The organism is Pantoea sp. SGAir0180, from assembly GCF_043546245.1.
Genome location: NZ_CP028072.1, coordinates 147,440 through 170,903, shown reverse-complemented (window position 1 = coordinate 170,903; position 23,464 = coordinate 147,440). Strand labels below are relative to the sequence as shown.

20 protein-coding genes and 1 pseudogene are annotated in these 23,464 nt (G+C 52.7%); 10 read left to right on the top strand and 11 right to left on the bottom strand.

Annotated features, from left to right (window positions below; all coding sequences use genetic code 11):
• Positions 1-17 precede the first annotated feature (17 nt).
• The 3 genes from mgtU to C1N58_RS21435 all read right to left on the bottom strand — a co-directional run bounded on the left by mgtU (position 18) and on the right by C1N58_RS21435 (position 1,688).
• The gene (gene mgtU / locus C1N58_RS21445; protein WP_353247409.1) at positions 18-104 is read right to left on the bottom strand and encodes a magnesium transporter protection protein MgtU; all 87 of its coding nucleotides are present in this window, start codon (positions 102-104) and stop codon (positions 18-20) included.
• A gap of 9 nt (positions 105-113) precedes the next feature.
• Positions 114-209, bottom strand: a complete 96-nt coding sequence (mgtR, locus tag C1N58_RS21440; RefSeq protein WP_110268492.1) for a protein MgtR — start codon at positions 207-209, stop codon at positions 114-116.
• A 594-nt stretch (positions 210-803) separates the two neighbouring features.
• Entirely contained in the window at positions 804-1,688 is an 885-nt protein-coding gene (locus C1N58_RS21435; RefSeq protein ID WP_394551102.1) for a helix-turn-helix transcriptional regulator, read from the bottom strand.
• Between the two features lie 169 nt (positions 1,689-1,857).
• Here C1N58_RS21435 and C1N58_RS21430 point away from each other — a divergent pair, with 169 nt between their 5' ends.
• Complete coding sequence (locus tag C1N58_RS21430; protein WP_394551104.1) at positions 1,858-2,763, top strand: DMT family transporter; 906 nt, start codon at positions 1,858-1,860, stop codon at positions 2,761-2,763.
• Between the two features lie 4 nt (positions 2,764-2,767).
• Here C1N58_RS21430 and C1N58_RS21425 read toward each other — a convergent pair whose 3' ends face one another.
• Positions 2,768-3,112, bottom strand: a complete 345-nt coding sequence (locus tag C1N58_RS21425) for a gamma-glutamylcyclotransferase family protein (protein ID WP_044243074.1) — start codon at positions 3,110-3,112, stop codon at positions 2,768-2,770.
• Between the two features lie 312 nt (positions 3,113-3,424).
• Between C1N58_RS21425 and C1N58_RS21420 the strand changes: the two genes are divergently transcribed.
• Positions 3,425-5,083: a methyl-accepting chemotaxis protein gene (locus C1N58_RS21420; protein ID WP_394564912.1), complete on the top strand. Its 1,659-nt coding sequence runs from the start codon at positions 3,425-3,427 to the stop codon at positions 5,081-5,083.
• Positions 5,084-5,341: 258 nt separating this feature from the next.
• On the opposite strand, the gene C1N58_RS21415 is transcribed toward C1N58_RS21420, so the two are convergent.
• The 5 genes from C1N58_RS21415 to C1N58_RS21395 form a co-directional block, all read right to left on the bottom strand.
• Complete coding sequence (locus C1N58_RS21415; RefSeq protein WP_394551108.1) at positions 5,342-8,416, bottom strand: efflux RND transporter permease subunit; 3,075 nt, start codon at positions 8,414-8,416, stop codon at positions 5,342-5,344.
• On the bottom strand, positions 8,413-9,546 hold the full coding sequence (locus C1N58_RS21410; protein ID WP_394564911.1) for an efflux RND transporter periplasmic adaptor subunit: 1,134 nt from the start codon (positions 9,544-9,546) through the stop codon (positions 8,413-8,415). The genes C1N58_RS21415 and C1N58_RS21410 overlap by 4 nt, the downstream gene beginning before the upstream one ends.
• Before the next feature lie 117 nt (positions 9,547-9,663).
• Entirely contained in the window at positions 9,664-10,851 is a 1,188-nt protein-coding gene (locus C1N58_RS21405; protein WP_394564910.1) for a sensor histidine kinase, read from the bottom strand.
• Positions 10,848-11,540 carry a response regulator gene (locus C1N58_RS21400; RefSeq protein WP_283789038.1) on the bottom strand — a complete coding sequence of 231 codons (693 nt, stop codon included), beginning with the start codon at positions 11,538-11,540 and terminating at the stop codon, positions 10,848-10,850. The genes C1N58_RS21405 and C1N58_RS21400 overlap by 4 nt, the downstream gene beginning before the upstream one ends.
• Positions 11,541-12,176: 636 nt before the next feature.
• A complete protein-coding gene (locus C1N58_RS21395) occupies positions 12,177-12,461 on the bottom strand; it encodes a hypothetical protein (protein WP_006121951.1) in 285 nt (94 codons plus the stop codon).
• Positions 12,462-12,636: 175 nt separating this feature from the next.
• On the opposite strand from C1N58_RS21395, the gene C1N58_RS21390 reads away from it, so the two are divergent.
• Positions 12,637-12,948: a hypothetical protein gene (locus tag C1N58_RS21390; protein ID WP_006121950.1), complete on the top strand. Its 312-nt coding sequence runs from the start codon at positions 12,637-12,639 to the stop codon at positions 12,946-12,948.
• A 7-nt stretch (positions 12,949-12,955) separates the two neighbouring features.
• On the opposite strand, the pseudogene C1N58_RS21385 reads toward C1N58_RS21390, so the two are convergent.
• Positions 12,956-13,342: pseudogene (locus C1N58_RS21385) on the bottom strand (bleomycin resistance protein).
• A gap of 528 nt (positions 13,343-13,870) precedes the next feature.
• Between C1N58_RS21385 and arnB the strand changes: the two are divergent.
• Genes arnB through arnF form a run of 7 tightly spaced genes read left to right on the top strand, consistent with a single transcriptional unit; the run spans position 13,871 to position 21,224 of the window.
• Positions 13,871-15,007, top strand: a complete 1,137-nt coding sequence (gene arnB / locus C1N58_RS21380) for a UDP-4-amino-4-deoxy-L-arabinose aminotransferase (protein WP_283789036.1) — start codon at positions 13,871-13,873, stop codon at positions 15,005-15,007.
• Positions 15,008-15,988, top strand: coding sequence for an undecaprenyl-phosphate 4-deoxy-4-formamido-L-arabinose transferase (arnC, locus tag C1N58_RS21375; RefSeq protein ID WP_033742463.1), 981 nt, complete (start codon positions 15,008-15,010; stop codon positions 15,986-15,988).
• Positions 15,988-17,970, top strand: a complete 1,983-nt coding sequence (gene arnA / locus C1N58_RS21370) for a bifunctional UDP-4-amino-4-deoxy-L-arabinose formyltransferase/UDP-glucuronic acid oxidase ArnA (protein WP_394564909.1) — start codon at positions 15,988-15,990, stop codon at positions 17,968-17,970. Before arnC ends, arnA begins: the two co-directional genes overlap by 1 nt.
• Entirely contained in the window at positions 17,967-18,860 is an 894-nt protein-coding gene (arnD, locus tag C1N58_RS21365) for a 4-deoxy-4-formamido-L-arabinose-phosphoundecaprenol deformylase (RefSeq protein WP_039339451.1), read from the top strand. Before arnA ends, arnD begins: the two co-directional genes overlap by 4 nt.
• A 5-nt stretch (positions 18,861-18,865) precedes the next feature.
• On the top strand, positions 18,866-20,524 hold the full coding sequence (gene arnT / locus C1N58_RS21360) for a lipid IV(A) 4-amino-4-deoxy-L-arabinosyltransferase (RefSeq protein ID WP_394564908.1): 1,659 nt from the start codon (positions 18,866-18,868) through the stop codon (positions 20,522-20,524).
• A 2-nt stretch (positions 20,525-20,526) separates the two neighbouring features.
• A complete protein-coding gene (gene arnE, locus C1N58_RS21355) occupies positions 20,527-20,850 on the top strand; it encodes a 4-amino-4-deoxy-L-arabinose-phosphoundecaprenol flippase subunit ArnE (protein WP_039339447.1) in 324 nt (107 codons plus the stop codon).
• Positions 20,847-21,224, top strand: coding sequence for a 4-amino-4-deoxy-L-arabinose-phosphoundecaprenol flippase subunit ArnF (gene arnF, locus C1N58_RS21350; RefSeq protein WP_367144127.1), 378 nt, complete (start codon positions 20,847-20,849; stop codon positions 21,222-21,224). Before arnE ends, arnF begins: the two co-directional genes overlap by 4 nt.
• A gap of 128 nt (positions 21,225-21,352) precedes the next feature.
• Here the strand turns inward: arnF and C1N58_RS21345 are convergent, their stop codons facing one another.
• On the bottom strand, positions 21,353-23,281 hold the full coding sequence (locus C1N58_RS21345; RefSeq protein WP_394551116.1) for a methyl-accepting chemotaxis protein: 1,929 nt from the start codon (positions 23,279-23,281) through the stop codon (positions 21,353-21,355).
• Between the last annotated feature and the right edge of the window lie 183 nt (positions 23,282-23,464).

Sequence of the window (23,464 nt, the reverse complement as noted above, 5' to 3'; positions counted from 1 at the left end):
TGTCTGGTCCTGAGTGGTTAACGAATCACGATCGTCAGCAGGATGAGGATGGCCGCTATGGCAACAACCTGAATAAAAATCTGGTTAAGCGTGAACTTGCGCATTGCATTCCCTCACTGCGTCAGTATTTGCCAAATACCTGCCGACATCACGATAAAGCCGACAAAAAGAAAGATCAGGGTAATCGCGGTTTCGGATGAACGATTCATAGTATTCCTCCCTGGTTAATGATGAGCGCCTGACCCTACTGTGCAGAAAGCAACAAATCGGGGCAGGACAGGTTTGTTTCATGGCTTCAGGCAGAGCAGGGGCTCACCGGTTTCTGGTAAAGGCGTAAAGTCGCCTCACTCAAAACGGGATTAGCGCGTCACAGGAACAGCGTGAGGTCTGCCAGTACGTCAGGGTGTGGTTCCGCTGTGCAAGGCAGGATCGCCGCATTGCCGTTTCGCGTTTAAAAACGCTTTACGGATGCCTTACAGCAAGGATGCCGTCCATCCGGGAGGCGGGAATAGCGCATTTTTGAACATAAACATGACGGTGGTCCTTATGGTCTGATTCATGATTAACCGGACAAAAGGCCAGTGATCGCGACGGGAAGTCTGTTGTCCTCCAGAGTGAGCAAAACCATCACGAAAGCGTTTTACTCACCGGAAGGGTAAAAAAAAGTTATCCCGTCACAGGGCGTCCGAATGAATCTGCACGTAGTGTAATCAGGTTACACAATGCGTCAAAGCACGAACCGCCGATGTGTGAGGATTGGTTTAGGTTAACTCGCGGGGTACTTCGTCCATGACTGAGACGATTCACAACAATTCAGGGCCGCTGGCCATGCGTAACTGCGACGGCGTCGATCCGGTCACCTGCTTAAACCGGTTACTGAAATGGCTCAGTGAGTTAAAACCATTCTCCAGTGCAATCTCGGTTAACGACAATGATGTCGATACGATCATCTGACGCGCGTTTTCCATCCGGCGCTGCATCACGTACTGGTGAGGTGCAACGCCGAGTGACTGACGAAACATCCGGGCAAAATGATATTCACTCAGACTGGCCTGGCTGGCGAGAACGTTCAGAGTAAGGGGCAGAGCCAGGTGCGCATCAATAAACGCCAGGGTATTGCGCAACACATAGGGAGCAAGTCCGCCCGTGACAGAGGGAAGCCGCCACTGAACACACGAATAGTGTTGAATCAGATGGGTTAACAACAACGTGCTGGCGGTACTCAGCATCAGCTGATTGGCTGGCTGCTGCCAGTCGCAGCTAAGTAAAAACTGGCGATACAACGCTGTAATCGTGTCATCACTGGCAAAAATCTTTTCATCGAGGGATAACGAGGCCGGGCTGCGATCCCAAATCTTTTCACCGACCTCTCGCAGGTGCTCATCTGTGCAGTAGAGATGCACGAAGGAGAGATCGCTGCGTACATCCCAGGTCGATTCACTGTGCTGCGGCATCAGGCAAAATTTATTCGGTCCGCCGCCGTTGCGCCATCCGTTTGCCGTTTTGTGGTAACTCTCATAACCATCAGCAATATACAGGCTGAGCGTATGATGATTGCTGTTAACGGTAACGCGGTCTTGTTTGTTGTGCCAGGCGGCCAGTCGGATGCCCGAATTAAGCATCACCGATTCCCGTAGCACGGCCTTTTTTTGACGCAGTGTTTCAAAGGTGTCGTAAACGCGAGACATGGCATGCTTCCGCTTGATAAACAGGGGTCCAGTCTAGGATGAGAGACGTCAGGTAGCCAGATGTATCACGCTAAAATGCGCAAGATTTTGCAACCCGACCGCAACATGATGAAAGCCAACCCCTCGCGATTACGTCACAGTGAAGAGAGTTTGAGGCAGAGGGATAACGATGAACGCATTACTTTACGCCATTGTGGTCGTGATTTGGGGAACAACCTGGATCGCTATTTTTTTACAGCAGGGGCCCGTGGATGTCACGGTTTCGGTATTCTGGCGGTTTGCCATCGCCAGCGTCATTATGCTGATCCTGTTAACGCTACTGGGACGCCTGCGCCGTCTGGCATGGCAGGACCATCTGTTTTGTCTGATCCAGGGATGCTGTGTGTTTTGCTTTAATTTTTGGTGTTTTTACACGGCTGCGGCTTACATTAATACAGGCCTGGAGTCGGTGATTTTTTCGATGGCCGTACTCTATAACGCGGTAAACAGTTATATTTTCTTTGGCCAGCGCCCACTCCCCCGTTTCTGGTTTGCCGCCGCACTGGGATTAACCGGCATGGTCGTCCTGTTCTGGCACGATCTGCATATCAGCGACTGGAACAGTAACGCGCTCATGGGAATGGGGCTGTCAGCACTGGGTACCTTTGGTTTTTCATTAGGCAATATGATCAGCCTGCGCCATCAGCGTCGGCATCTTGAGACGATGACCACCAACGCCTGGGCCATGTTTTATGGTGCTCTCGTTATGGGCCTTATCGCTATTATTCGTGGTGCCAGCTTCTCACCGCAATGGACCTTCACTTATCTCGGCGCCTTACTTTATCTGGCGGTGTTTGGTTCCGTCATCGCTTTCTGGGCTTATTTCACCCTGATCAAACGCACAAGTGCGGGCAAAGCCGCCTACACCACACTTATGTTCCCTCTGGTCGCGTTATCGTTCTCCACACTTTTTGAAGGCTATACCTGGCAAAGTCATAGTGTGGCCGGCTTGCTACTGATTTTAAGCGGTAACCTGGTGATGTTTGCCCGCCCCATGCAATGGTTCAGGCGTAAAGCGCTGACAAACGCGCATTAGCTGTTTATGCGCGCGGCGGTGTGCATTGCGGTTGCAGTTGATAGACGTAAGCGGTGACAGTGTCACCGTTTTCAAGGGTCACTTCCGTCCTGAGGCGATCGTACCCGTCTTCAAATTCGTCCAGCATGGACCAGTATGATAAGAGATTATCAGAACTAAAAACGTAACCCTCAACGCGCGGACCTCGGCTATCCAGCACCAGACCAGGAAAGCCTGCGGCTGCTCCGCACCCCTGAGGATAGAAAATGCCGCTTACAAAGCCTGCCTGCCAGTTGCCTCCGACCCTGTCGAGAATGTGGGCATTACTGTGGCCCGGGCGCAAAGTGCCATAAACGAATAACCTTTCCATCATTATCTCTGTGTAAAAACCGCTACCTTAGCTGCACGAACTGCGGTTGTCATTATGGAGAACGTTCTATTTTAACGCACAGGCGGTGCGTAGCAATATGCGCTTATTATCATGGAGTTATATTTTAATGAAACAACCTGTTCACATTTAACCCTATAGTTTCTGTTAGTGACAAAATATCCCGTCATAGTCGCTGTTTTCTTTTTTTCAAGGTTCTGGAAATAAAATTACGTTGTAAAGCCGGTTAGTTATTTGCCGATAAAGGCCTGTGAAAATAATTGTAGTTTTTACCTATCCGGGGGAGTTTTTTCTATGACAATCACGCAGCGTTTAGTGCTGGCATTTTCTTTGCTTGCTTTATCACTTTGTGCGCTTGTTGCTGTTTCTTTATCTGTGATTTCGGGCTTTCAGTCGCGCTTTGAATATGTTCAGGTTAATGCTATTCCCAGCATTAAAGATCTGAATAAATCAATTAGCGCAACTAACCAACTGGGGCTGGCCCTGTATCGCCATCAGACGGCGACAGACAGCGCTAAGCAGGCTGAAGCAGAGCAAAAAATTAATACCATCATTAATAACATCAAGTCATTAAATGATTATTATATGGCGAATGATATTTCCAGTGATGAAGATAAAGAAATGACCGTTGGGGCCAATCGTAACCTCGATGCGGTCCGCAGCGCGTTACCTGCTTTTCTTGCTGCCTCACGTAGCCATAATAATGAACTGTCACTTTCTCTCCTGCAAAGTGACAATGGCATTGGCGCTGCCGCACGTAAAATGGAGTCTGATTTTACTAAACAAATTGAGCTGAACATTCAGATTGGTGATGCACTCAGAGCACAGAATAATCAGATTTATTCTAAAACCGTCTGGATGATGACCTGTGCCTCACTGTTGGTTATTTTGCTGCTCGGTGCGTTCTCAATAAACATTATTGTTGGCATTAAACGTAGCCTTACCAGCATCAAAGATACCATGGCCGAAGTGAGCAGCAATTTGGATCTGACACGCTTAGCGCCGGTGTTGAGAAAGGATGAGATTGGTCAAACGGCTATGGCGTTTAATGATCTGCTTAAGCGTGTATCGACTACGCTGCTGTCAGTCAATCATGCGGCGCAATCCGTCAGCACAGGATCGACGCAGATTGCGGCTGGCAACGAAGATTTGTCATCTCGCACTGAGCAACAGGCCGCCTCGCTGGAAGAGACATCGGTTAGTATGGCTACGCTCAGCGATACCGTACGGCAAAATGCCGAGGGCGCAGTCCAGGCCAGCAACCTGGCCAATAACGCCAATAAACTGTCCAGGCAGAACGGCGAAGCCGTGAGTCAGATGCTGACCACGATGGATGAAATTCGCGGTAGCTCAGCCAAAATATCTGATATCACAGGGCTGATCGAAGGTATTGCATTTCAGACGAATATTCTGGCCCTTAACGCCGCCGTTGAAGCTGCCCGTGCGGGTGAGCATGGCCGTGGTTTTGCGGTCGTGGCATCAGAAGTTCGCAATCTGGCACAACGTTCGTCATCCGCGGCTCGTGAAATTAAAGAGTTAATCACCACGTCTGTTTCGCAGGTTGAACAGGGGCTGACGCAGGCAACAAGCGTAGGCAGTAACTCCGATAACGTGGGCCATGCTATTCAGCAGGTTGCCGATCTGGTTAATGAAATTGCCGCTGCTACAGCCGAGCAAAGCAAAGGCATTGAGCAGGTGCACCAGGCTATCGGCCAGATGGATGAGGTCACGCAGCAGAACGCCTCCCTGGTTGAGGAAGCTTCATCTGCATCCAAATCTTTACAGGAGCAGGCGGAAACGTTGTCGAGACTGGTGTCAACGTTCAAAGTTAACGAGAGCGTCACGCAGGTGGCAGTATCGTCCCCTGTAGCCGTGAGCTATGCATCGCCTGTGTTAAAAAGACCGCAACTGAATACCACCGGCGCAGACAAGGTTAACTGGGAAAGTTTCTGATGCGCTGTCACTGGGCCTGATCGCTTCAGGCCCAGAACACGTGCGCTGCGATATCGCAGCGCTTTCTTATTGAAATGCGTTTTGCGTGGCGAAAAAGCCTTCTTTTTGGCGCATAAGACGCGTTTCTCTCCTTCGATGCACGCTAGTGATACTGTGCAGGCCTTGTGCGTTATTCATGCCCTCCTTCACATACCCGGACCGTATGCCTGATTCCGTTGCGCACTGCGATCCGTAACCCAGTGACAATGTTCGCCGCCCTCATGTGCGCGATCGGGGCGCGCGGCGGTTTTCCCATGCCATTATCAGGCTGAGTGAGGCGGGCAGCAGGGTCAGCGTGACCAATGTGCCGGTGATCAGCCCACCGATGATCGCGAATGCCATCGGCCCCCAGAAAACCTGATGTGAAATAGGTAACATGCCGAAGATTGCCGCGCAGGCAGTGAGCAGGATGGGACGCGCCCGGTGCAGTGCGGCATGGCGGATGGCGTCACCCTGTGCCATGCCAGCCTGCGCATGGCTGTCCACCTCGCTGATCATGATTACGGCGTTACGGATAATCATGCCCGCCAGCGCAATGATGCCCAGCAGTGCGACAAACCCCATCGGCGTGCCACCCGGTAACATTGCCAGGACAATCCCCGGCAGGCCAAAAGGTGCCATCAGCAGCGCAAGCAGCATTCTGGAGAACCGCTTCAACTGCAGCATCAATAACACAAGCATGCAGCACAGGGTGACAGGCAAAACGGCAAACACCGAACTGTTACCTTTATTCGACTCGGCGACGGTTCCACCTTCTTCAATGGCGTAACCTGCGGGCAAGGTTGCCCGCAGAGTATCCAGGCCAGGTCTCAGTTGATCAGACACCGTTTCGGCCCGTTGCTCAGGTGCAATATCGGTTTGCACGGTGATATAGGGCAAACGCTGTCGTCGCCAAATCACCGGATCGTCGAGCTGCCATTTCAGTGTGGCGACCTGCCCAAGCGGAATTTTTTGCCCGGAAGCTGTGTTGAGCATCAGGCTGTCTAAGATCGCTGTGTCCTGTCGTTCCCGATCGTTGCCGCGCAGAACCACATCTATCAGCCGGTTATGATCGCGAACAGTGGTCACGGTACTGCCGGACATGACAGTATTCAGTGTGGAAGCAATGCTTTCTGAGGAGACGCCGACGGCGCGTGCAGCAGTCTGGTTTACCTCAACATTGATTTCCCGCTCGGGCTCGCCAGCCGTCATATTTACCTCACGCGTATTCGGCGAACGCGAAAGTTGAGCAGCCAGTTTTTCCGCGATGTCCCGCACTTTGCTGTAGTCAGGGCCGGTGACGCGGTATTTCAATGGCCAGCCTACGGGGGGACCCAGTTCGAGAGGGGCCACACGGGCAGTCAGATCGCTGAAATCCCGCGCCAGTGTCGCCTCCAGGCGGCGTCGAACCCGATCACGCGCTTCCAGGTTCTTAGTCACCACAACCAGTTGCGCCACATTTTCATTGTCCAGCAAGACTTCCATGGGCAAATAAAACCGCACGGCACCTGCGCCGACATAGCTGGAGAAGTGATCGACATCGTGATCGGCGCGTAACAGGGTTTCCAGCTGTGCGGTACGCCGTGTCGTTTCACTTTGAGAGGCATTTGCCGCCAGCGAAAGATTCACTAACAGCTCGGGACGATCGGACGCGGGGAAGAATTCGCCCTGCATCAATGTAGTGCCTGCAATCCCCATTCCCAGCAATAACAAGGCGCTTATCACGGTTGTCCAGCGGTAGTGTAAAACCCGATCAAGCAGACGACGATAGCAGCGGGCCATCAGCCCGGGAGGTGGTGATGGGGCTGTCACCTGCTCAGTTAACAGCCAGGTGCCGATAACAGGGGAAAACAGAATCGCCACGACCCAGGAGCACAGCAGCGAGATCAGCACGACTGCAAAAAGGGAGTAACAATATTCACCGGCGCTGGAGGCCGCAAAACCGACCGGAATAAAACCGGCGATCATCACCAGTGTTCCCGTCAGCATAGGAAACGCGGTGGTTTTAAACGCAAAGGTTGCGGCCTGCGCTTTGCTGTCTCCCGCCTCAAGGCGGGAAACCATGGTTTCAACCGTGATCATGGCATCATCGACCAGTAAACCCAGCGCAATAATGAGAGCCCCCAGCGAAATGCGTTGCAGGCCAATACCGGCCACTGTCATGCCGACGAATGTCATGGCCAGAACGAGGGGAATCGCAGCGGCGACCACCAGCCCGGCACGGAAACCCAGCGAGAAAAACGAGATTGCCAGAACGATCAGTACCGCTTCCGCCAGCACCCGCACAAAGCCACTGACGGCGGTTTTAACAACGGTGGATTGATCGGCGATCTTCACCATCGTGATGCCATGCGGGAGCTGGGCGGCAATCGTCTCCATACGCGCATGAATGGCCTGACCAAATTTCAGCATATTACCCGTCGGGGCCATGGAGATGGCCAGGCCAATGCCAGGCTCGCCGTTGACCCGGAAGGTTGACGCTGGCGGTTCAGCAGGCTGAAGCGTTATCGTGGCAATACTGGTCAGCGGGATAAAGCGCTGGCCGATATGTAAGGTAATGGCCTTAAGGTTATCAGCCGAGGTCAATGCACCACTGACATGAAGTGCAATATTTTCTTTATCAGTGCGTATTACACCTGCGGGCGCAACGGCATTTTGCGCGGCCAGAGCATCACTTACCTCCCGAAGCGTAAGGCCCATGCCCGCTAACTGCCGTGGCGAAAACGCGATAACAATGTGTTCTTCCTGTTCGCCAGGCAGGGTAATTTTACCCATGTCTGGCACATCCATCAGGCTTCGACGGATCTCATCGACTTTATCCCGCAGTTCTCGCGGACTGAAACCATCGGCCGTAAAGCCATAAATCGTGCCATAGGTGTCGCCAAATTCGTCATTAACAGCGGGACCCTGAACGCCTTGTGGAAGCGATGAGGCGATATCCTGCATTTTTTTCCGAATCTGGTACCAGATAGTCGGGACCTGATCCGGCGGCGTAGCATCACGCAGGTTAACAAAGATGACCACCTTTCCGGCCCGGGTTTCACTCTCGATAAAATCCAGGAACGGTGTTTCCTGCAGTTTTTTTTCCAGCGTATCCGTCACTAACTGCATCGTGTCTTCCACCGTGGCACCGGGCCATTGTGCGGACACGACCGCCGTTTTGATGGTAAACGCCGGATCTTCATTACGGGGCAGATCGATGTAGCTCAGTACGCCCGTCGTCATCACCAACAGCATGAAAAACACCACCAGTTGCTGATGTGCTAACGCCCAGGCAGAGAGATTAAAGCGGGCCCTTTCAGCCGATCTTCTCATTTTTCATCCTCCCCGGGCTGTACCCGCTCTCCCGGCAAGAGCGTTTTCACGCCTGAGGTGACTATGCGCTCACCCGGTATCACGCCGGCACTGAGATAGATATGTTGGGCATCGAAGCGCGCCAGCGTGACCGGCCTGAGTGAAAGCTGATGGGACTGGGTGTTCACCACAAAAACGGCGGGACGATCGCCGGCACGCGTGAGAGCGCTGGCGGGCAGGGTGACAACCTGTTCGGCTTTACCGGGAAAGGCCCCCACGACGGTCGACCCCAACGCCATAGCGACCGGCGGTTGAGGCAGCATGATACGTAGTCGCCAGGTGCGGGTCTGCGGATCGGCCTGCGGACTGATATCGCGAAAATGCCCTTGTGTCTTTATCGCAGGGTTCGATAACAACGTAATGCTGAAGGGCGTGGAGGAGGCGTACTCCGCCAGCGAGGGTTCAGCAAGGTCAAAGACAGCATCGCGATCGCCATCAGCGGCAAGCGTCATTACGGACTGCGCAGCGCTGACCACCTGACCCGGCTGGACATTGACGGCGGTAATAACACCGGCGCGCGGCGCGGTAAGTTGCGTCCAGTTGAGATTATCCTGGGCATTTTTAAGCGCGGCTTCACTGCTCTGACGCCGGGAAACGGCCGCCTGCCAGTCACCTTTTGCACTGTCTAACTGCGAACGGGAAATGGCCCCTCCGGGCATCAGCTGCTGCATACGACGCAGCGTTAGTGCGGCAACATGTTCTGAGGCGCGCGCACTCGCCAGATCGGCAGTGGCACTGCTGAGCTGGTTTTGAGCGGCATTACTGTCTAAGGTCGCCAGAACCTGACCGGCATTCACATGCTGTCCAATGTCCGTGGTGCGGGTAATGACGCGGCCATCCAGCCTGAAAGCCAGCGAAATTTCTTCATGGGCACGAATTTCACCCGTCTGCGTCATCAGTCCACCGCTGGAGAAGGGAGGAACCAGCACTGTCCGGACGGGACGAGGCGCCTCACGCGCAGGCGGCGCTTCCTCCCGGCAGCCTGACAGGATAAGCATGCCTGCCACGACAAACAGTGACGGTAACACATAACCCGGAAAGCTCAGATGACGCAGCGCCTGGCGGGCAAAAGCGGGAATAAAATCTGTCATAACCGTATTCCTGAAATGAGACAGGCTCATTTAAAGCGGGTTATGTCCAGAAACCTTCGATGAATTATCAAGAAATGGTCAAGGCAGACAAAAAAGCCTGTGCAGGCCAGTACGCACTCAGATTGAGCGCGCGTCGTCAGATAAAGGCAAAACGATTGTAATCTGCAGTCCGCCGTCCGCAGGCAAACGTGCAAATATCTCCCCACCGTGCGCCTCAACGATAGCCTTCGCAATAGACATGCCGAGACCGCTTCCGCCGGAATGCCGTGCGCGCGACGATTCTGCCCGGGTGAAACGGTCGAAAATGACAGGCAGAAACTGAGGATCCACGCCCGGCCCATAGTCGCGAAACTGCAGTGTGACAGCGGCGGGCGAGGTATGAGCGGTCACAGAAAACCGTTTCCCCTCTGCGGCATAGCGCAGTGCATTTTCCGTCAAGATGGTTACCACCTGGCCCAGCCGGGAGGCATCGCCAGTGAAAGAGAGTTGGCCGGGCGACTGCACCTCAATCACCATCTGTTCGGCTTCAGCCTGAGGCGCCAGCCACGCTGTACGTTCGCGTAACAGCTCGGTAAGGTTAAACCGGCTCAGGCTGAGCGTAAGCTGGCCAGCTTCCGCTAACGATAATAAGTGCAGTTCATCCGTCAGGCGGCTCAGCTGCGTCAGCTGCTTCATGATCATGGAGAACTGCTGAGGTTCCGGCGCAAATACGCCGTCGACAATGCCTTGTAAGCGGCCAATGGCTGCGGTGAGTGGCGATCGTAGTTCATGAGCAATGGCAACCTGCGAAGCTTTAAGCTCGCGTTCGTAACGGGCTAACTGCTGGGTCATCAGATTAAAGTCTTCCGTAAACCGCACTAATTCCTGTGGCGCGCCTTCGACCTGACCGACCGATGTGCCGAATTTCCCCTGTGCCACATCGCGTGCCGCATTCGCCAACTGACTAAACTGTTTCGCCAGCGGTCGGGCGAAGCGCAGCCCCATTACAATAAAGAACGGAATCACCACGGCGACCAGTACGGCGACCGTCAGCCAGTCAGCCGAGGCGATTGACGGGTCGGAAAAGCCGACGCCCCACCATTGATCGACAATCTGATGAAAGCGAGCCGGTGCCTGCTCCGGGTGTAACCGTATACGGGAAAACTCCGCCCAGACGTCCGCAGGCATGCGAGAGTAAACCCAGAGCATTTGCAGCGCGAAACGCAGCCACATGCAAAACGCGATAAGGATGACGCTTCCCAGACCGATTATCAAAATACGGATGCAGATCCAGCGCCACATTGAGTCGTGCGTTTTTAGTTTCATGGTTGTCTGAACCTGTAACCCACACTGCGAACCGCAGGTAAAATATCTGACATGCCTGCGGCTTCCAGTTTGCGTCGCAGGTTATAAACATGGGTATCAACTACGCGCTCAAGCGCATCACTTTCAGGCAGGCAGTGTTCAAGCAAGAATAAGCGACTAAACGGGCGGGTTGGGGCGCGCATCAACGTCACCAGAATCGAAAACTCCGTTGGGGTCAGATCGAGCCGCTGAATGCCCTGTTCATTTTTTACTACTGCTGTCAGCGATTCAGTATCGACTTCCAGACCCGCCCAACATAATGTGCTGTCGGGGACGGTACTTTGTTGGGTGCGACGTAAAACGGCCTGAACACGTGCGACGACCTCGCCAGGATGGTAGGGTTTCACCACATAATCATCTGCACCATAGCGTAATGCGCCGATCCTGTCGGGGGCATCTCCCATTGCTGTCACCATAATCACTGGTGTATTTCCCCTGCGTCGAAGAGCCGCCAGAACTTCCGTGCCGTTCATAACGGGCAGCATCACATCAAGCAGAATGAGATCGGGCTGCCAGCGTTGCGCGTGGTCAAGTCCTGTCATTCCATCGCCAGCAATCATCACCGTGTAGCCTTCACGTTTAAGATAGGCTTCAAGTACGCTGGCTGCATCGGCATCATCTTCGATAATCAGTACACGTTTAGACTTCATTGGGGCCACTTTGACTTTTTCTCCCTCATTTCCCGTATGTGCCCGCACCGCTTTATTGGCATGTCAGCCGTGTCGTCTGCATTTAATGTGATTAAGCAAAACGATAATAACCTGAAAAAATCGGCAAGACATGGTCAGTTTAATGTCGGCTGGAGGAAGAGAAGGGAATGCGCAGGATGCCAGAGAGAGGAACAATACGCCTAATGAAAAAACGTGATGAAAAAGGGCGCGATCAGAAATAATGAACGGACATCAGACGCTTTTTCAGGTTGTTACCAAACGGCTGACCAGGCGGAGCCAGACGTTTACGTTTAAGGCATTACGGGGGTCTCAGTGTGAGAAATGTCTGCGATGCCGGTGCGTAGCGCTGGGCAGAAAACATGACACTGTCACTTTTAGGGTGAGCGTTTTGCTCAGGCAAGACTGGTATGGTGCCGGGCAGGAAGTGGTTACGGGCAGGCCAGGTAACATTCATACAAGGCTGTCCGACTGATTCGGTGAAAAACCGTCCGGCTTAATAACGCCGCCGCGTAATGTCTGGCGCAAACCTGATCGGTCGCGTGATTTATCGCTTCTGTGCAAGGCCGCCCCACAGCAGCCTTCATCTGCTACGGGGCGGCCAGCATGAATCCGTATTTACCCTTTATGGCACGCGACGCGATCGTAACCGGTAAGTGCGGATTTCGCCGTCGCTTTACGCTTTCTGCTGTTAACTTTGGGCAGCCAGATTTTAAATTGCTCCGCCAGTTGCTTCGCCTGTTGTTCATCCGTGGTACGACAGATAAACAGTTTACTCTTGGTTTGATTGGTCACATCGGTGGCATAAATTTCGTAACTTCCGCCACGGTGATCGTATTCAATATCCGTGAAATGCATGTGTGGCCACAGGCCCGTTCTGACCTCAAACTTGCTCAATTCCATAATTTTTACCGTTTTTGTTTTTTGCTGTGATGAATGTCGTTCCCCTGGTCGGGCCACTAAATGTAGAACAAATTCGGATTTGTGCCAGCCGACAACATTATTTTTCACTGCCAGTCTTAATTTTTTATAAAAACAGCGTGTTACCATGACATTACGTCATTAAAAGGAGAAAACGATGATTGTCAGAACCTGGCATGGTTGTGTCCCTCAGCAGCACGCAGAGGCATTTTTTACGCATCTACAGAAGACGGGCGTGCAGCATGCAGAATCGGTACCCGGTAACACAGGCGCTTTTATTCATCAGGTTGCACAGGGAGAGTGGCAGCATTTCTTTCTGGCCACATACTGGCGGGATCTGGCGGCAGTGAAAGCGTTTGCTGGCGAGGATTACCCGGTGGCAGTTACCTATGCGGATGATGAACAGTTTGGGTTGATCTCCGATCCCTATGTCTTTCACCATCAGGTCAGCGAGGTGGTCGCGCTGTAATGTTTTTTCAGTCTAAGACCTGACAAAAACGCAGCAGGTAGCCATCTGGATCCTGAACCAGTAACGCCTGCTGGCGTTAATATTTCTCACCCGTATAGTAGGCGTTTTCGCTAAGTGGTCGGAACAAGGGCGTGCCCGTTTTCACCAGGCGCGTGTGAAGCTGCTGAATATTGGAGACTTCTGTCTGGAAGTTAATACCGCGTCCCAAAGGATACTGCATCTCTGCGGTGTGCCAGCCCGCGTCATGCTGCTGTTCAATCATTAATTGCGCTTCACCATAACAGAGATAAGCGAAGTCTGGGTGAATGCGTCTTATTCTCACAGTAAACCCCAGTTCATCGACATAAAACGCAAAGGATCTGGCAAAATCAGTGACAGTCAGTTCCGGCACCATCGAATTCCAGAAGCGAGAATCAGCAGGTTCAACTGACAATGTAGTGACGCGTAATTCCTTGTTCATAAGAAAAAAATCTAAAAGTTAGAAAAGTGATCACCGTCACTTTATGAGTGCAACGCGTGTATCAAAACTCCGAATTTCCCTTAGAAAATGCTATCTGTCAACAATGTAGATACCGCCTGGCAGCATTTGCAGAATGTGCGGTAATCTCTTCATGAAACTGTCAAACATATCTGTTTATTTAATGTGATTAATCTGGTAAACCTAATAAAGATCGTGTCAATTTGTGAATTGAATGAAGCGTTTAATGTTTGGTTAAGGTTACGAGCGTATCATTTGGCATCGTTATGAAGTGAATATTTTTCTAATATTTGACTTCACGATCAGAGGTCAGTGTACTTTGCCTCTTTTCGCGGATTTTAACGGAAAAAAATGAGCATAAGATTACATTTTGGCTGTTTTCATATTTCAAACTTATCCTCTTTCTTCTGGAAAAAAGGCAAAACAGTTTAAGGACATTACTTAATGGCGTTTCTTCCGTTTTCTCGTCCTTCTTTAGGCGAGACTGAATTGTTTGCAGTGCGTGAGGTCTTTGCGTCTGGCTGGATTACGACCGGGCCGAAGTGTGCTGAACTTGAGCGCGCATTTTGCCAGTTAACCGGCAATCAACACGCTATTGCCGTCACGTCTGCTACTGCCGGTATGCACGTCATGTTAATGGCGTTGGGCATCAAAGCCGGTGATGAAGTCATCACACCTTCCCTGACCTGGGTTTCTACGTTAAATATCATCACGTTACTTGGTGCGACGCCGGTGATGATCGATGTGGATATCGATAATCTGATGGTGACCCCTGAAGCTATCGAAGCGGCGATTACGCCGAAAACCAGGGCGATTATCCCTGTCCATTATGCGGGTGCGCCTGCGGATATGGACGCGATCTATGCTATCGGCCAACGCCATGGCATTCCGGTCATTGAAGATGCCGCGCATGCGGCCGGTACCCACTACAAAGGTAAACACGTGGGTGGCCAGGGAAATGCTATTTTTTCCTTCCATGCCATCAAAAACATGACCTGCGCAGAAGGTGGCCTGGTCGTCACCGACGACGCGGCTCTGGCCGATCGCATTCGCAGCCTGAAGTTTCATGGTCTGGGCGTCGACGCGTTTGATCGTCAAACACATGGCCGTCAGCCGCAGGCAGAAGTGATTATGCCGGGCTTTAAATACAATCTGCCGGATATCAGCGCGGCCATTGCGCTGGTTCAGCTGGAGAAGCTCCCCGAAATCAATCAGCGTCGCGCGGCAATAGCGCAACGTTACCTCGATGCCCTTAAAGATACGCCGTTTAAGCCTCTTGTTCCGCCCGCCTGGCAGCATCAGCACGCCTGGCATCTCTTCATTATTCGCGTTGATGAGCAGGCGTGCGGTATGACCCGTGATGCACTGATGCAGGCGCTGAAAGAGCAGGACATCGGCACGGGGCTGCATTTCCGTGCAGCGCATACGCACAAATATTACCGTGAGCATTATCCGCATTTATCGCTGCCTGCCACTGAGTGGAACAGCGAGCGTATTTGTTCCATTCCGTTGTTTCCCGACATGACTGACGATGACGTTGAACGCGTTATCAGCGCACTACGTGGACTGGCTGGGGTTTAAATGTTCGACGATAAAAAGATTGAAAAAGTATCGGTAGTCATCCCGGTTTACAATGAGCAGGAAAGCTTACCGGCATTGATTCAGCGTACCGATGATGCCTGTAAGAGCCTGAACCTGGACTATGAAATTCTGCTGGTCGACGACGGCAGCCAGGATGCGTCCGCGACGATGATCGCCGATGCAGCCTCACTGCCCGGCAGTCATATTGTCGCCGTTTTGCTCAACCGTAACTATGGTCAGCACTCCGCGATTATGGCGGGATTCAGCAATGTCAGCGGCGATCTCATCATCACGCTGGATGCCGATTTGCAAAACCCACCCGAAGAAATTCCCCGTCTGGTGGCCGCCGCTCAGGAAGGCTATGACGTTGTCGGCACGGTACGCCAGAATCGTCAGGACAGCTGGTTCCGTCGTCAGGCATCACGCACCATCAACCAGATGATCCAACGTGTGACCGGTAAATCGATGGGGGATTACGGTTGTATGCTGCGGGCTTATCGCCGTCACATTATCGATGCCATGCTTAACTGCCATGAGCGCAGCACGTTTATCCCGATCCTGGCTAACACCTTTGCGCGTCGTACGATTGAACTCCCGGTTACTCACGCAGAACGTGAACACGGCAGTTCGAAGTACAGCTTTATGCGCCTTATTAACCTGATGTACGACCTTGTCACCTGTCTCACAACCACACCACTACGCATGCTAAGTGTACTGGGTAGCCTGATTGCGATTGCAGGTTTTGCGTTCTCCGTGATTCTGATTCTGCTGCGGCTGTTTCTGGGCGCAGCCTGGGCTGGCGATGGTGTTTTTATGTTGTTTGCCGTCCTGTTTATCTTCATCGGCGCGCAATTTATCGGCATGGGACTGCTGGGTGAATACATTGGTCGTATCTACAACGATGTACGTGCCCGTCCACGCTATTTTATTCAACGTGTTATCAATCCTCAGAAAGACCGTTCTGTACAGGAAACCGAGTAATGAAAACTATCGTCTTCGCTTATCACGACATGGGTTGTGCGGGCATTAATGCGCTGTTGAAAGCAGGCTTCACTATCAGCGCCATCTACACCCATGCCGACACGGCGTCAGAAAATCACTTTTTTGGCTCAGTGGCGCGAATTGCGGCTGAAAATTCAATCCCGGTTTATGCTCCGGATGAGGTTAACCATCCGCTGTGGATCGATCGCATTAAATCAGCAGAACCTGATGTTATTTTCTCCTTTTACTACCGCAACCTGTTGTGTGACGACATTCTGAACTGCGCGAAGCAGGGCGCTTTTAACCTGCACGGTTCACTGCTGCCAAAATACCGCGGTCGTGCGCCATTAAACTGGGCGCTGGTGAATGGCGAAACGGAAACCGGTGTGACCTTACACCGCATGGTGAAAAAAGCCGATGCGGGTGAAATCATCGCGCAACAGCGCATCGCCATTGCTGAAGAAGACAACGCGTTAACCCTGCACCGCAAACTGGTTGACTGTGCCAGTGAGCTGCTGGAAAGCATCTTGCCCGCGATGAAACAGGGCAATATCGTCGGCAAGCCGCAAAACGAAGCGGAAGCCACGGTTGTGGGTCGCAGAACACCAGAAGATGGTCGCATCAACTGGAGCCTGCCTGCTAAACAAATCAATAATCTGGTCCGTGCCGTTACCGATCCATGGCCGGGCGCGTTTGCGTTTGCCGGCACCACAAAGTTTGTGGTCTGGAAAGCTAAAGTTTTAACGACCGCGCACAATGCTCGTCCGGGAACCGTGCTGTCAGCCGATCCGTTTGTTGTGGCTTGTGGTGAAGGCGCGCTGGAAATCCAGACGGGGCAAACCCCGAACAGCGTTTACATGAACGGTGTCCAGCTGGCGCAACATCTGGGCATGGTAAATGGCGCACTGCTGTATTCTCAGGCTGTGGCCGCCGTGAAGCGTCGCACCCGCGTGTTGATCCTGGGTGTTAACGGCTTTATTGGTAACCATCTGACCGAGCGCCTGCTGCAAGACGACAACTTCGAAGTGTTTGGCCTGGATATTGGTTCCGACGCGATCAGCCGCTTTGTTGGTCATCCGCGCTTCCAGTTTGTTGAAGGCGATATCAGCATCCACTCAGAGTGGATCGAATACCACATTAAAAAATGTGACGTCATTCTGCCGTTGGTCGCTATCGCCACGCCGATTGAGTATACCCGCAACCCGCTGCGCGTCTTTGAGCTGGATTTTGAAGAAAACCTCAAAATCGTTCGCGACTGCGTGAAGTACGGCAAACGTATCATTTTCCCGTCAACGTCCGAAGTGTATGGGATGTGTACCGACAGTAACTTTGATGAAGACCACTCGAACCTGGTCGTCGGTCCGATTAACAAACAGCGCTGGATCTACTCGGTTTCCAAGCAGCTGTTAGACCGGGTTATCTGGGCTTACGGTGAAAAAGAAGGTCTGCGCTTCACCCTGTTCCGTCCGTTTAACTGGATGGGCCCGCGCCTGGACAACCTCAATGCCGCGCGCATCGGAAGTTCGCGTGCCATTACCCAGTTGATTTTAAACCTGGTGGAAGGTTCGCCTATCAAGCTGTTTGATGGTGGTCGTCAGAAGCGCTGCTTTACAGATATCAGTGATGGTGTTGAAGCCCTGTTCAGAATTATTGAAAACAAAAACAATAACTGCGACGGGCAGATCATTAACATCGGTAATCCAGACAACGAAGCGAGTATCAAAGAGCTGGCAGAACGTCTGCTGGAGAGCTTTGAGCGTCACCCGCTGCGTGCCAGCTTCCCGCCGTTTGCCGGTTTCCGTGAAGTGGAAAGCAGCAGCTATTATGGCAAGGGCTATCAGGATGTTGAGCACCGTAAGCCTTCAATCCGTAATGCAAAACGCCTGCTGGGCTGGACACCTGAAGTGCAAATGAATACGACCATCGATAACACTCTCGACTTCTTCCTGCGCACTGTTGAGCTTCAGGACGATCAGGCATGAGGAAAGTCGGTCTACGTGTCGATGTCGATACCTGGCGCGGGACAAAACTTGGCGTGCCCGCGCTGATTGAGGTCTTCAAGAAACACGATGTCCAGTCATCCTTTTTCTTCAGTGTCGGGCCTGACAACATGGGACGCCATTTATGGCGTCTGATGAAGCCGCGCTTTCTGTGGAAAATGCTGCGCTCACGCGCAGCATCGCTTTATGGCTGGGATATCCTGTTGGCCGGGACCGCCTGGCCAGGAAAACAGATTGGGGCAGGGATGCGCGATATTATCCGCATGACGGCCGATTACCATGAAGTTGGCCTGCACGCCTGGGATCACTTTGCCTGGCAAACGTGGGCAGGCGTCTGGAATGAAGAACAGCTTATTCAGCAGATTGCGAAAGGACGGGATGCGCTGGAGGCCATTATCGGCAAACCTGTCACCTGTTCCGCCGTGGCGGGCTGGCGCGCAGATGGTCGTGTTATTCAGGCCAAGCAAACATTTGGTTTTGCCTACAACAGCGATTGCCGCGGTACCGCGCCTTTTCGCCCACAGTTGAGAAATGGCGAGCCGGGTACGGTACAGATCCCCGTGACGTTACCCACCTGGGACGAAGTGGTCGGTCCCACGCTGAGTGCTGAACGGTTCAACGATTACATCCTGGAACAGATCCACGCCGATCAGGGCACCCCGGTGTATACCATCCATGCTGAAGTCGAAGGTATCAGTCAACTCAATGCGTTCGATACGTTGTTACAGCGTGCCCGCGAGCAGGGAATACAATTTTGCCCGCTGAGCGACCTCTTGCCTGACGACCTCGATACATTGCCTGTCGGCAAGGTTGTTCGTGGGCACATTGCTGGCCGGGAAGGCTGGTTGGGTTGTGAGAATTTAACAAGGTAAGCACCATGACTGCCACCAAAAAGACGGTACTACTGGTTTCACTTTTCGTTCTTTATTATTTACTTCCTCTGGAGTTCCGCAATCTCTGGCAGCCTGATGAAACGCGTTATGCCGAAATCAGCCGTGAAATGCTGCAAAACGGCAACTGGATTACGCCGCACTTCTTCGGTCTGCGTTATTTCGAAAAACCCATCGCCGGCTACTGGTTCAATACTGTTGGACAGGCCATTTTTGGTCACAATAACTTCGCCGTCAGGATTGGTTCGGTCTTTTCAACCCTGATGAGCGCCATCCTGATTTACTGGCTGGGTTGTCGCCTGTTTGCTCGCCGTACCGTTGCTCTCACGGCCAGCGTTATCTTTATGACCTCACTTCTGGTCTACGGTATTGGTACTTATGCCGTGCTGGATCCGATGCTGACGTTATGGATGGTTGCGGCGATGTGCAGCTACTGGTTCGCCAGCGAAGCGCAAAATGTGCGGCAACGTATCCTCCGTTATCTGATTTTGGGCTTAGCCTGCGGCATGGGCTTTATGACCAAAGGTTTCCTTGCCCTGGCGGTTCCTGTACTGGTGATCCTTCCATGGGCGATCTGGAACCAGCGTTTTCGGGAACTGGTTATTTATGGCCCACTGGCGATTGTCAGTGCGGCAGCCATCAGTGCCCCCTGGGCGATTGCCATTCAGCAGCAGCAACCTGATTTCTGGCATTATTTTTTCTGGGTTGAGCATATCCAGCGTTTTGCCGAAGACAACGCACAGCATAAGGCACCTTTCTGGTACTACCTGCCAGTGCTGATTGCCGGCGCGCTGCCCTGGCTGGCGTTGTTACCGGGCGCACTGCGTTCAGGCTGGACCCAACGCCAGCAGTCCTCAGGTGGTGTTTATCTGTTGAGCTGGGTCGTGATCCCCTTGGTGTTTTTCAGCATTGCGAAAGGGAAACTGCCGACGTATATCCTGCCTTGCTTTGCGCCGCTGGCGCTGCTGATGGCTGACTATGCCTGGCGTAAAGTGGGTGAGAACACGCGCGTCTTTAAAGTCAACGCCTGGATCAATATCCTGTTTGGCGCGATCTGTGTGGTTACGTTGCTGGTCGTGCTGGCACCCTGGGGATTAAGCCATCGTCCGCTCTATGGCGCACATCAGCTGGTTGCACTCATTATGGCCGTGATCGCGTTTGCGGGCTGGGCTGTCGCGGGGGCTTTCAGCCTGAAATCGCCACAACGCAACTGGCTGGCCGCCGCGCTTTGCCCTTTGGCGCTGGCGCTCTGTGTCGGTTCGGCAATTCCGGAAAGCGTTGAGAATACCAAGCAACCCCAGGTCTTCATCCGCAGTATTGAAAACAGCCTGGCGAACAGCCGCTATATCTTAAGTGATAATTCCGGCGTGTCGTCAGCCATCGCCTGGACGCTGAAACGCAGCGATATCATTGCCTACAGTCAAAAGGGCGAGCTGCAGTATGGTCTTAGCTATCCCGATGCCCAGTCTGCCTATGTCAGCAGCGAGGATTTCCCGCAATGGCTTCAGGCGCACCGTAAGCAGGGCAATGTCTCGTTGATCATGATGCTGGAACGCGGTGAAGCGACACCCACAGATTTACCGCCAGCGGATGCGGTCTATCGCAACGGCCGGATGCTGTTACTGCAATACAATGCGGCTAACTGATCGTGAGTTTATTATTGGTGCTGCTCACCAGTTTACTCACCTGCGCAGGCCAGCTCTGTCAGAAACAGGCGGCACGGCAAACAAACAGGGCTAACCTGGCCGGCTGGCTGCTGGCCAGTCTTATCATGTTAGCGCTGGGGATGGTGGCCTGGTTGCTGGTGTTGCAGCGTTTGCCGGTAAGCCTGGCCTACCCGATGCTGAGTATTAACTTTATTCTGGTTGCCCTGGCCGCACGGTTTATCTGGCGTGAAAAAATGTCGCCTCTGCAATGGGCTGGCACGGTACTGATTGTCGCAGGCGTCGCCCTGATAGGGAGCTACGCATGAAGGGTTATTTGCTGGCCTTATGCAGCGTTTTGCTGGTGACACTCGCTCAGTTAATGCTGCGCTGGGCGATGCTTCAGTTGCCCAGTTTGCAGGCCGTGTTGATCCAGCATCCCGTGAACTGGCTGCCGCTGCTGATTCTGTGTGGCGGACTGACTGCTTACGCCTGTTCGATGGTGAGCTGGTTTCTGGCACTGCGTCATCTGCCGCTCAGCCGGGCCTATCCGTTGCTGAGCATCAGCTATGTACTGGTCTGGTTGATGGCAATCAGTCTGCCGCTGTTCGCTGAGCCTTTTCATACAGGCGCGATGGTCGGCGTCATGTTGGTGCTGGCAGGATTACTCTGTATGTGCATTAAGCCGCAAAAAACCGACTGAAATGACCAGCCCGGAACCGGCATCGTTATAAAGCAGGGCAACAAAATCAGTTCAGGATACGTGTTGCACCGCTCTTTTCAGCCAACTACAGTGACGCCGGCAACTTGCCGGCGTCACTGTTTCCGGTATCAGAACGTTTCCCAGTTGGCTTCAGTTACGCTGGACTGGCGTGCAGACACCACGACTTTAGGTGCCGCGGACGATATAGCCTGACTGGCCACCACACTTTTCTTATTACTGGGTACCCGGAATACAGCAACCGTTTTTTCCAGCGCTTCTGCCTGTGATTCCAGTGAGCTGGCAGCGGCTGAGGACTCTTCAACCAGCGCGGCGTTTTGTTGCGTCGTGGTGTCCATCTCTGTCATCGCCTGGGCGATCTGCGATATGCCACGATTCTGCTCGTCCGAGGCTGCCGCGATTTCGCTCATAATATCTTTAACCTGGGTCACCGACAGCACGATCTCGTCCATTGTCGTTCCCGCCTGATCCACCAGGGTCGAACCTTCATTGACGCGATTCAGTGAATCGCGGATCAGCGTCTCAATTTCCTTAGCCGCAACAGCGCTGCGCTGCGCCAGGTTTCTGACTTCGCCAGCGACAACGGCAAAACCACGCCCTTGTTCGCCGGCACGGGCCGCCTCCACGGCAGCGTTCAGGGCCAGAATATTCGTCTGGAAGGAAATACCGTTAATGACACTGATAATTTCGCCAATCTTACCTGAACTGGTCGTAATGCCTTGCATGGTGGTGACAACGCTTCGGATGATTTCACCGCCGCGTCCGGCATTGGCAGAAGCCTTAGTAGCGAGTTGGCTGGCGTGATGCGCGTTTTCCGCATTCTGTTTCACGGTGGAGGTTAACTCTTCCATACTGGCCGCAGTTTGCACCACGGCGGCAGACTGTTGCTCGGTCCGGGAAGACAGATCCATATTGCCGGCAGCGATCTCTGAAGAAGCCCGAGCCACGCCGTTCACGCCGTCGCGTACATGGGTAATGATGTTTTGCAGGCTGTCGTTCATCACGCTGACGGCCTGCATCAATTGCCCCAGTTCATCACGACGAGCCGTGGACAGCGAGGCGGTCAAATCGCCTTCCGCTATGCGTTTGGCTACGCTGAGCGTTTCTTTCAACGGAACCGTAATGGAAAGCGTTATTCGCCAGGCGATCAGCAGACTAAGCAGCACACAAATCGCGGCGACAATCGCAATCTGCGTTTCCGCTTTGTGTAACGCATTTGCGGATTCGGACGCCTGATAGTTAAAAAGCTCCGCAACGGACGTATTCAGTTTTCCGGCGGTGATGTTCAGTTGTTTGGACGCGGTTGTCTCTACCGCCACGGCTGACAGATAGTCAGTAAAGGCCTGCCTGAGTTGCGCCAAATCCGTTTTCTGCGTCGCCAGCACCGCCTGGATATCCGGGACAGACAGCGCGAGCAACTGCGCGCGCAACTGGGTAACGGTGGAAATGTTGTCGCTGATTTCACTTTTACTGGATTCGGTCGGTTTGTCGACAAAACGCTCTACATCACCGGCGATCTCTTTCAGTATCGATGCTAAGCGCAACACCTGGAGCATGGCCTCAGGCTGAGCGGGAATCGTGATACCATCAAGCCGTTGACCGACAGCCAGCAGATCATTGTTTTGAATGAGGGAGGCGGCAGCAAACGTTTTTTGCGAGGCATTATAAAAAACCTCGCGGTGCGTCTTATAGTTTTCCAGTTCGTTTGCGGCAGTAGTAAGTGTGTTTTCGCCCTGACTGTCCCAGCTAAACGTTTTAAGTTTGTTTACCTGTGCTGTTAAATCGTTCAGCGCTTTTGCGTTAACCTGCGCATAATGTTCGTCTTTCGTGTACTGATAAAGCAGCCGGCTGGTTCGTGCTTCACCGAGTGTGTTGACAAAATCGACAGTAATGTCCTGTTTTTGCGCATTCTCTTTAATGGTTTCAAAGCCTTTAAACGCTAACAGTGCGATGGTCAGGGTTGCAACTATCAGCACAACAAAACTGAGCCCCAGCTTTTTCCCCATTTTCATATCGGAAAACGTACGCGTAATAAACATGATTCCACCCTGATAGCCGGTAAGGGAAATAATTTGCAGCGAGAAACAGGCTTCTACTGCTTAATAAAACTTATCGACTGTCACGTTGAAAACTTTAGAGACGTTTTGAAATAAAACTTCACAAATATGGAGGTGATGCATTTGCACTGTTTTAAAAGAAAAATTAAAACTTTAAACGTCATT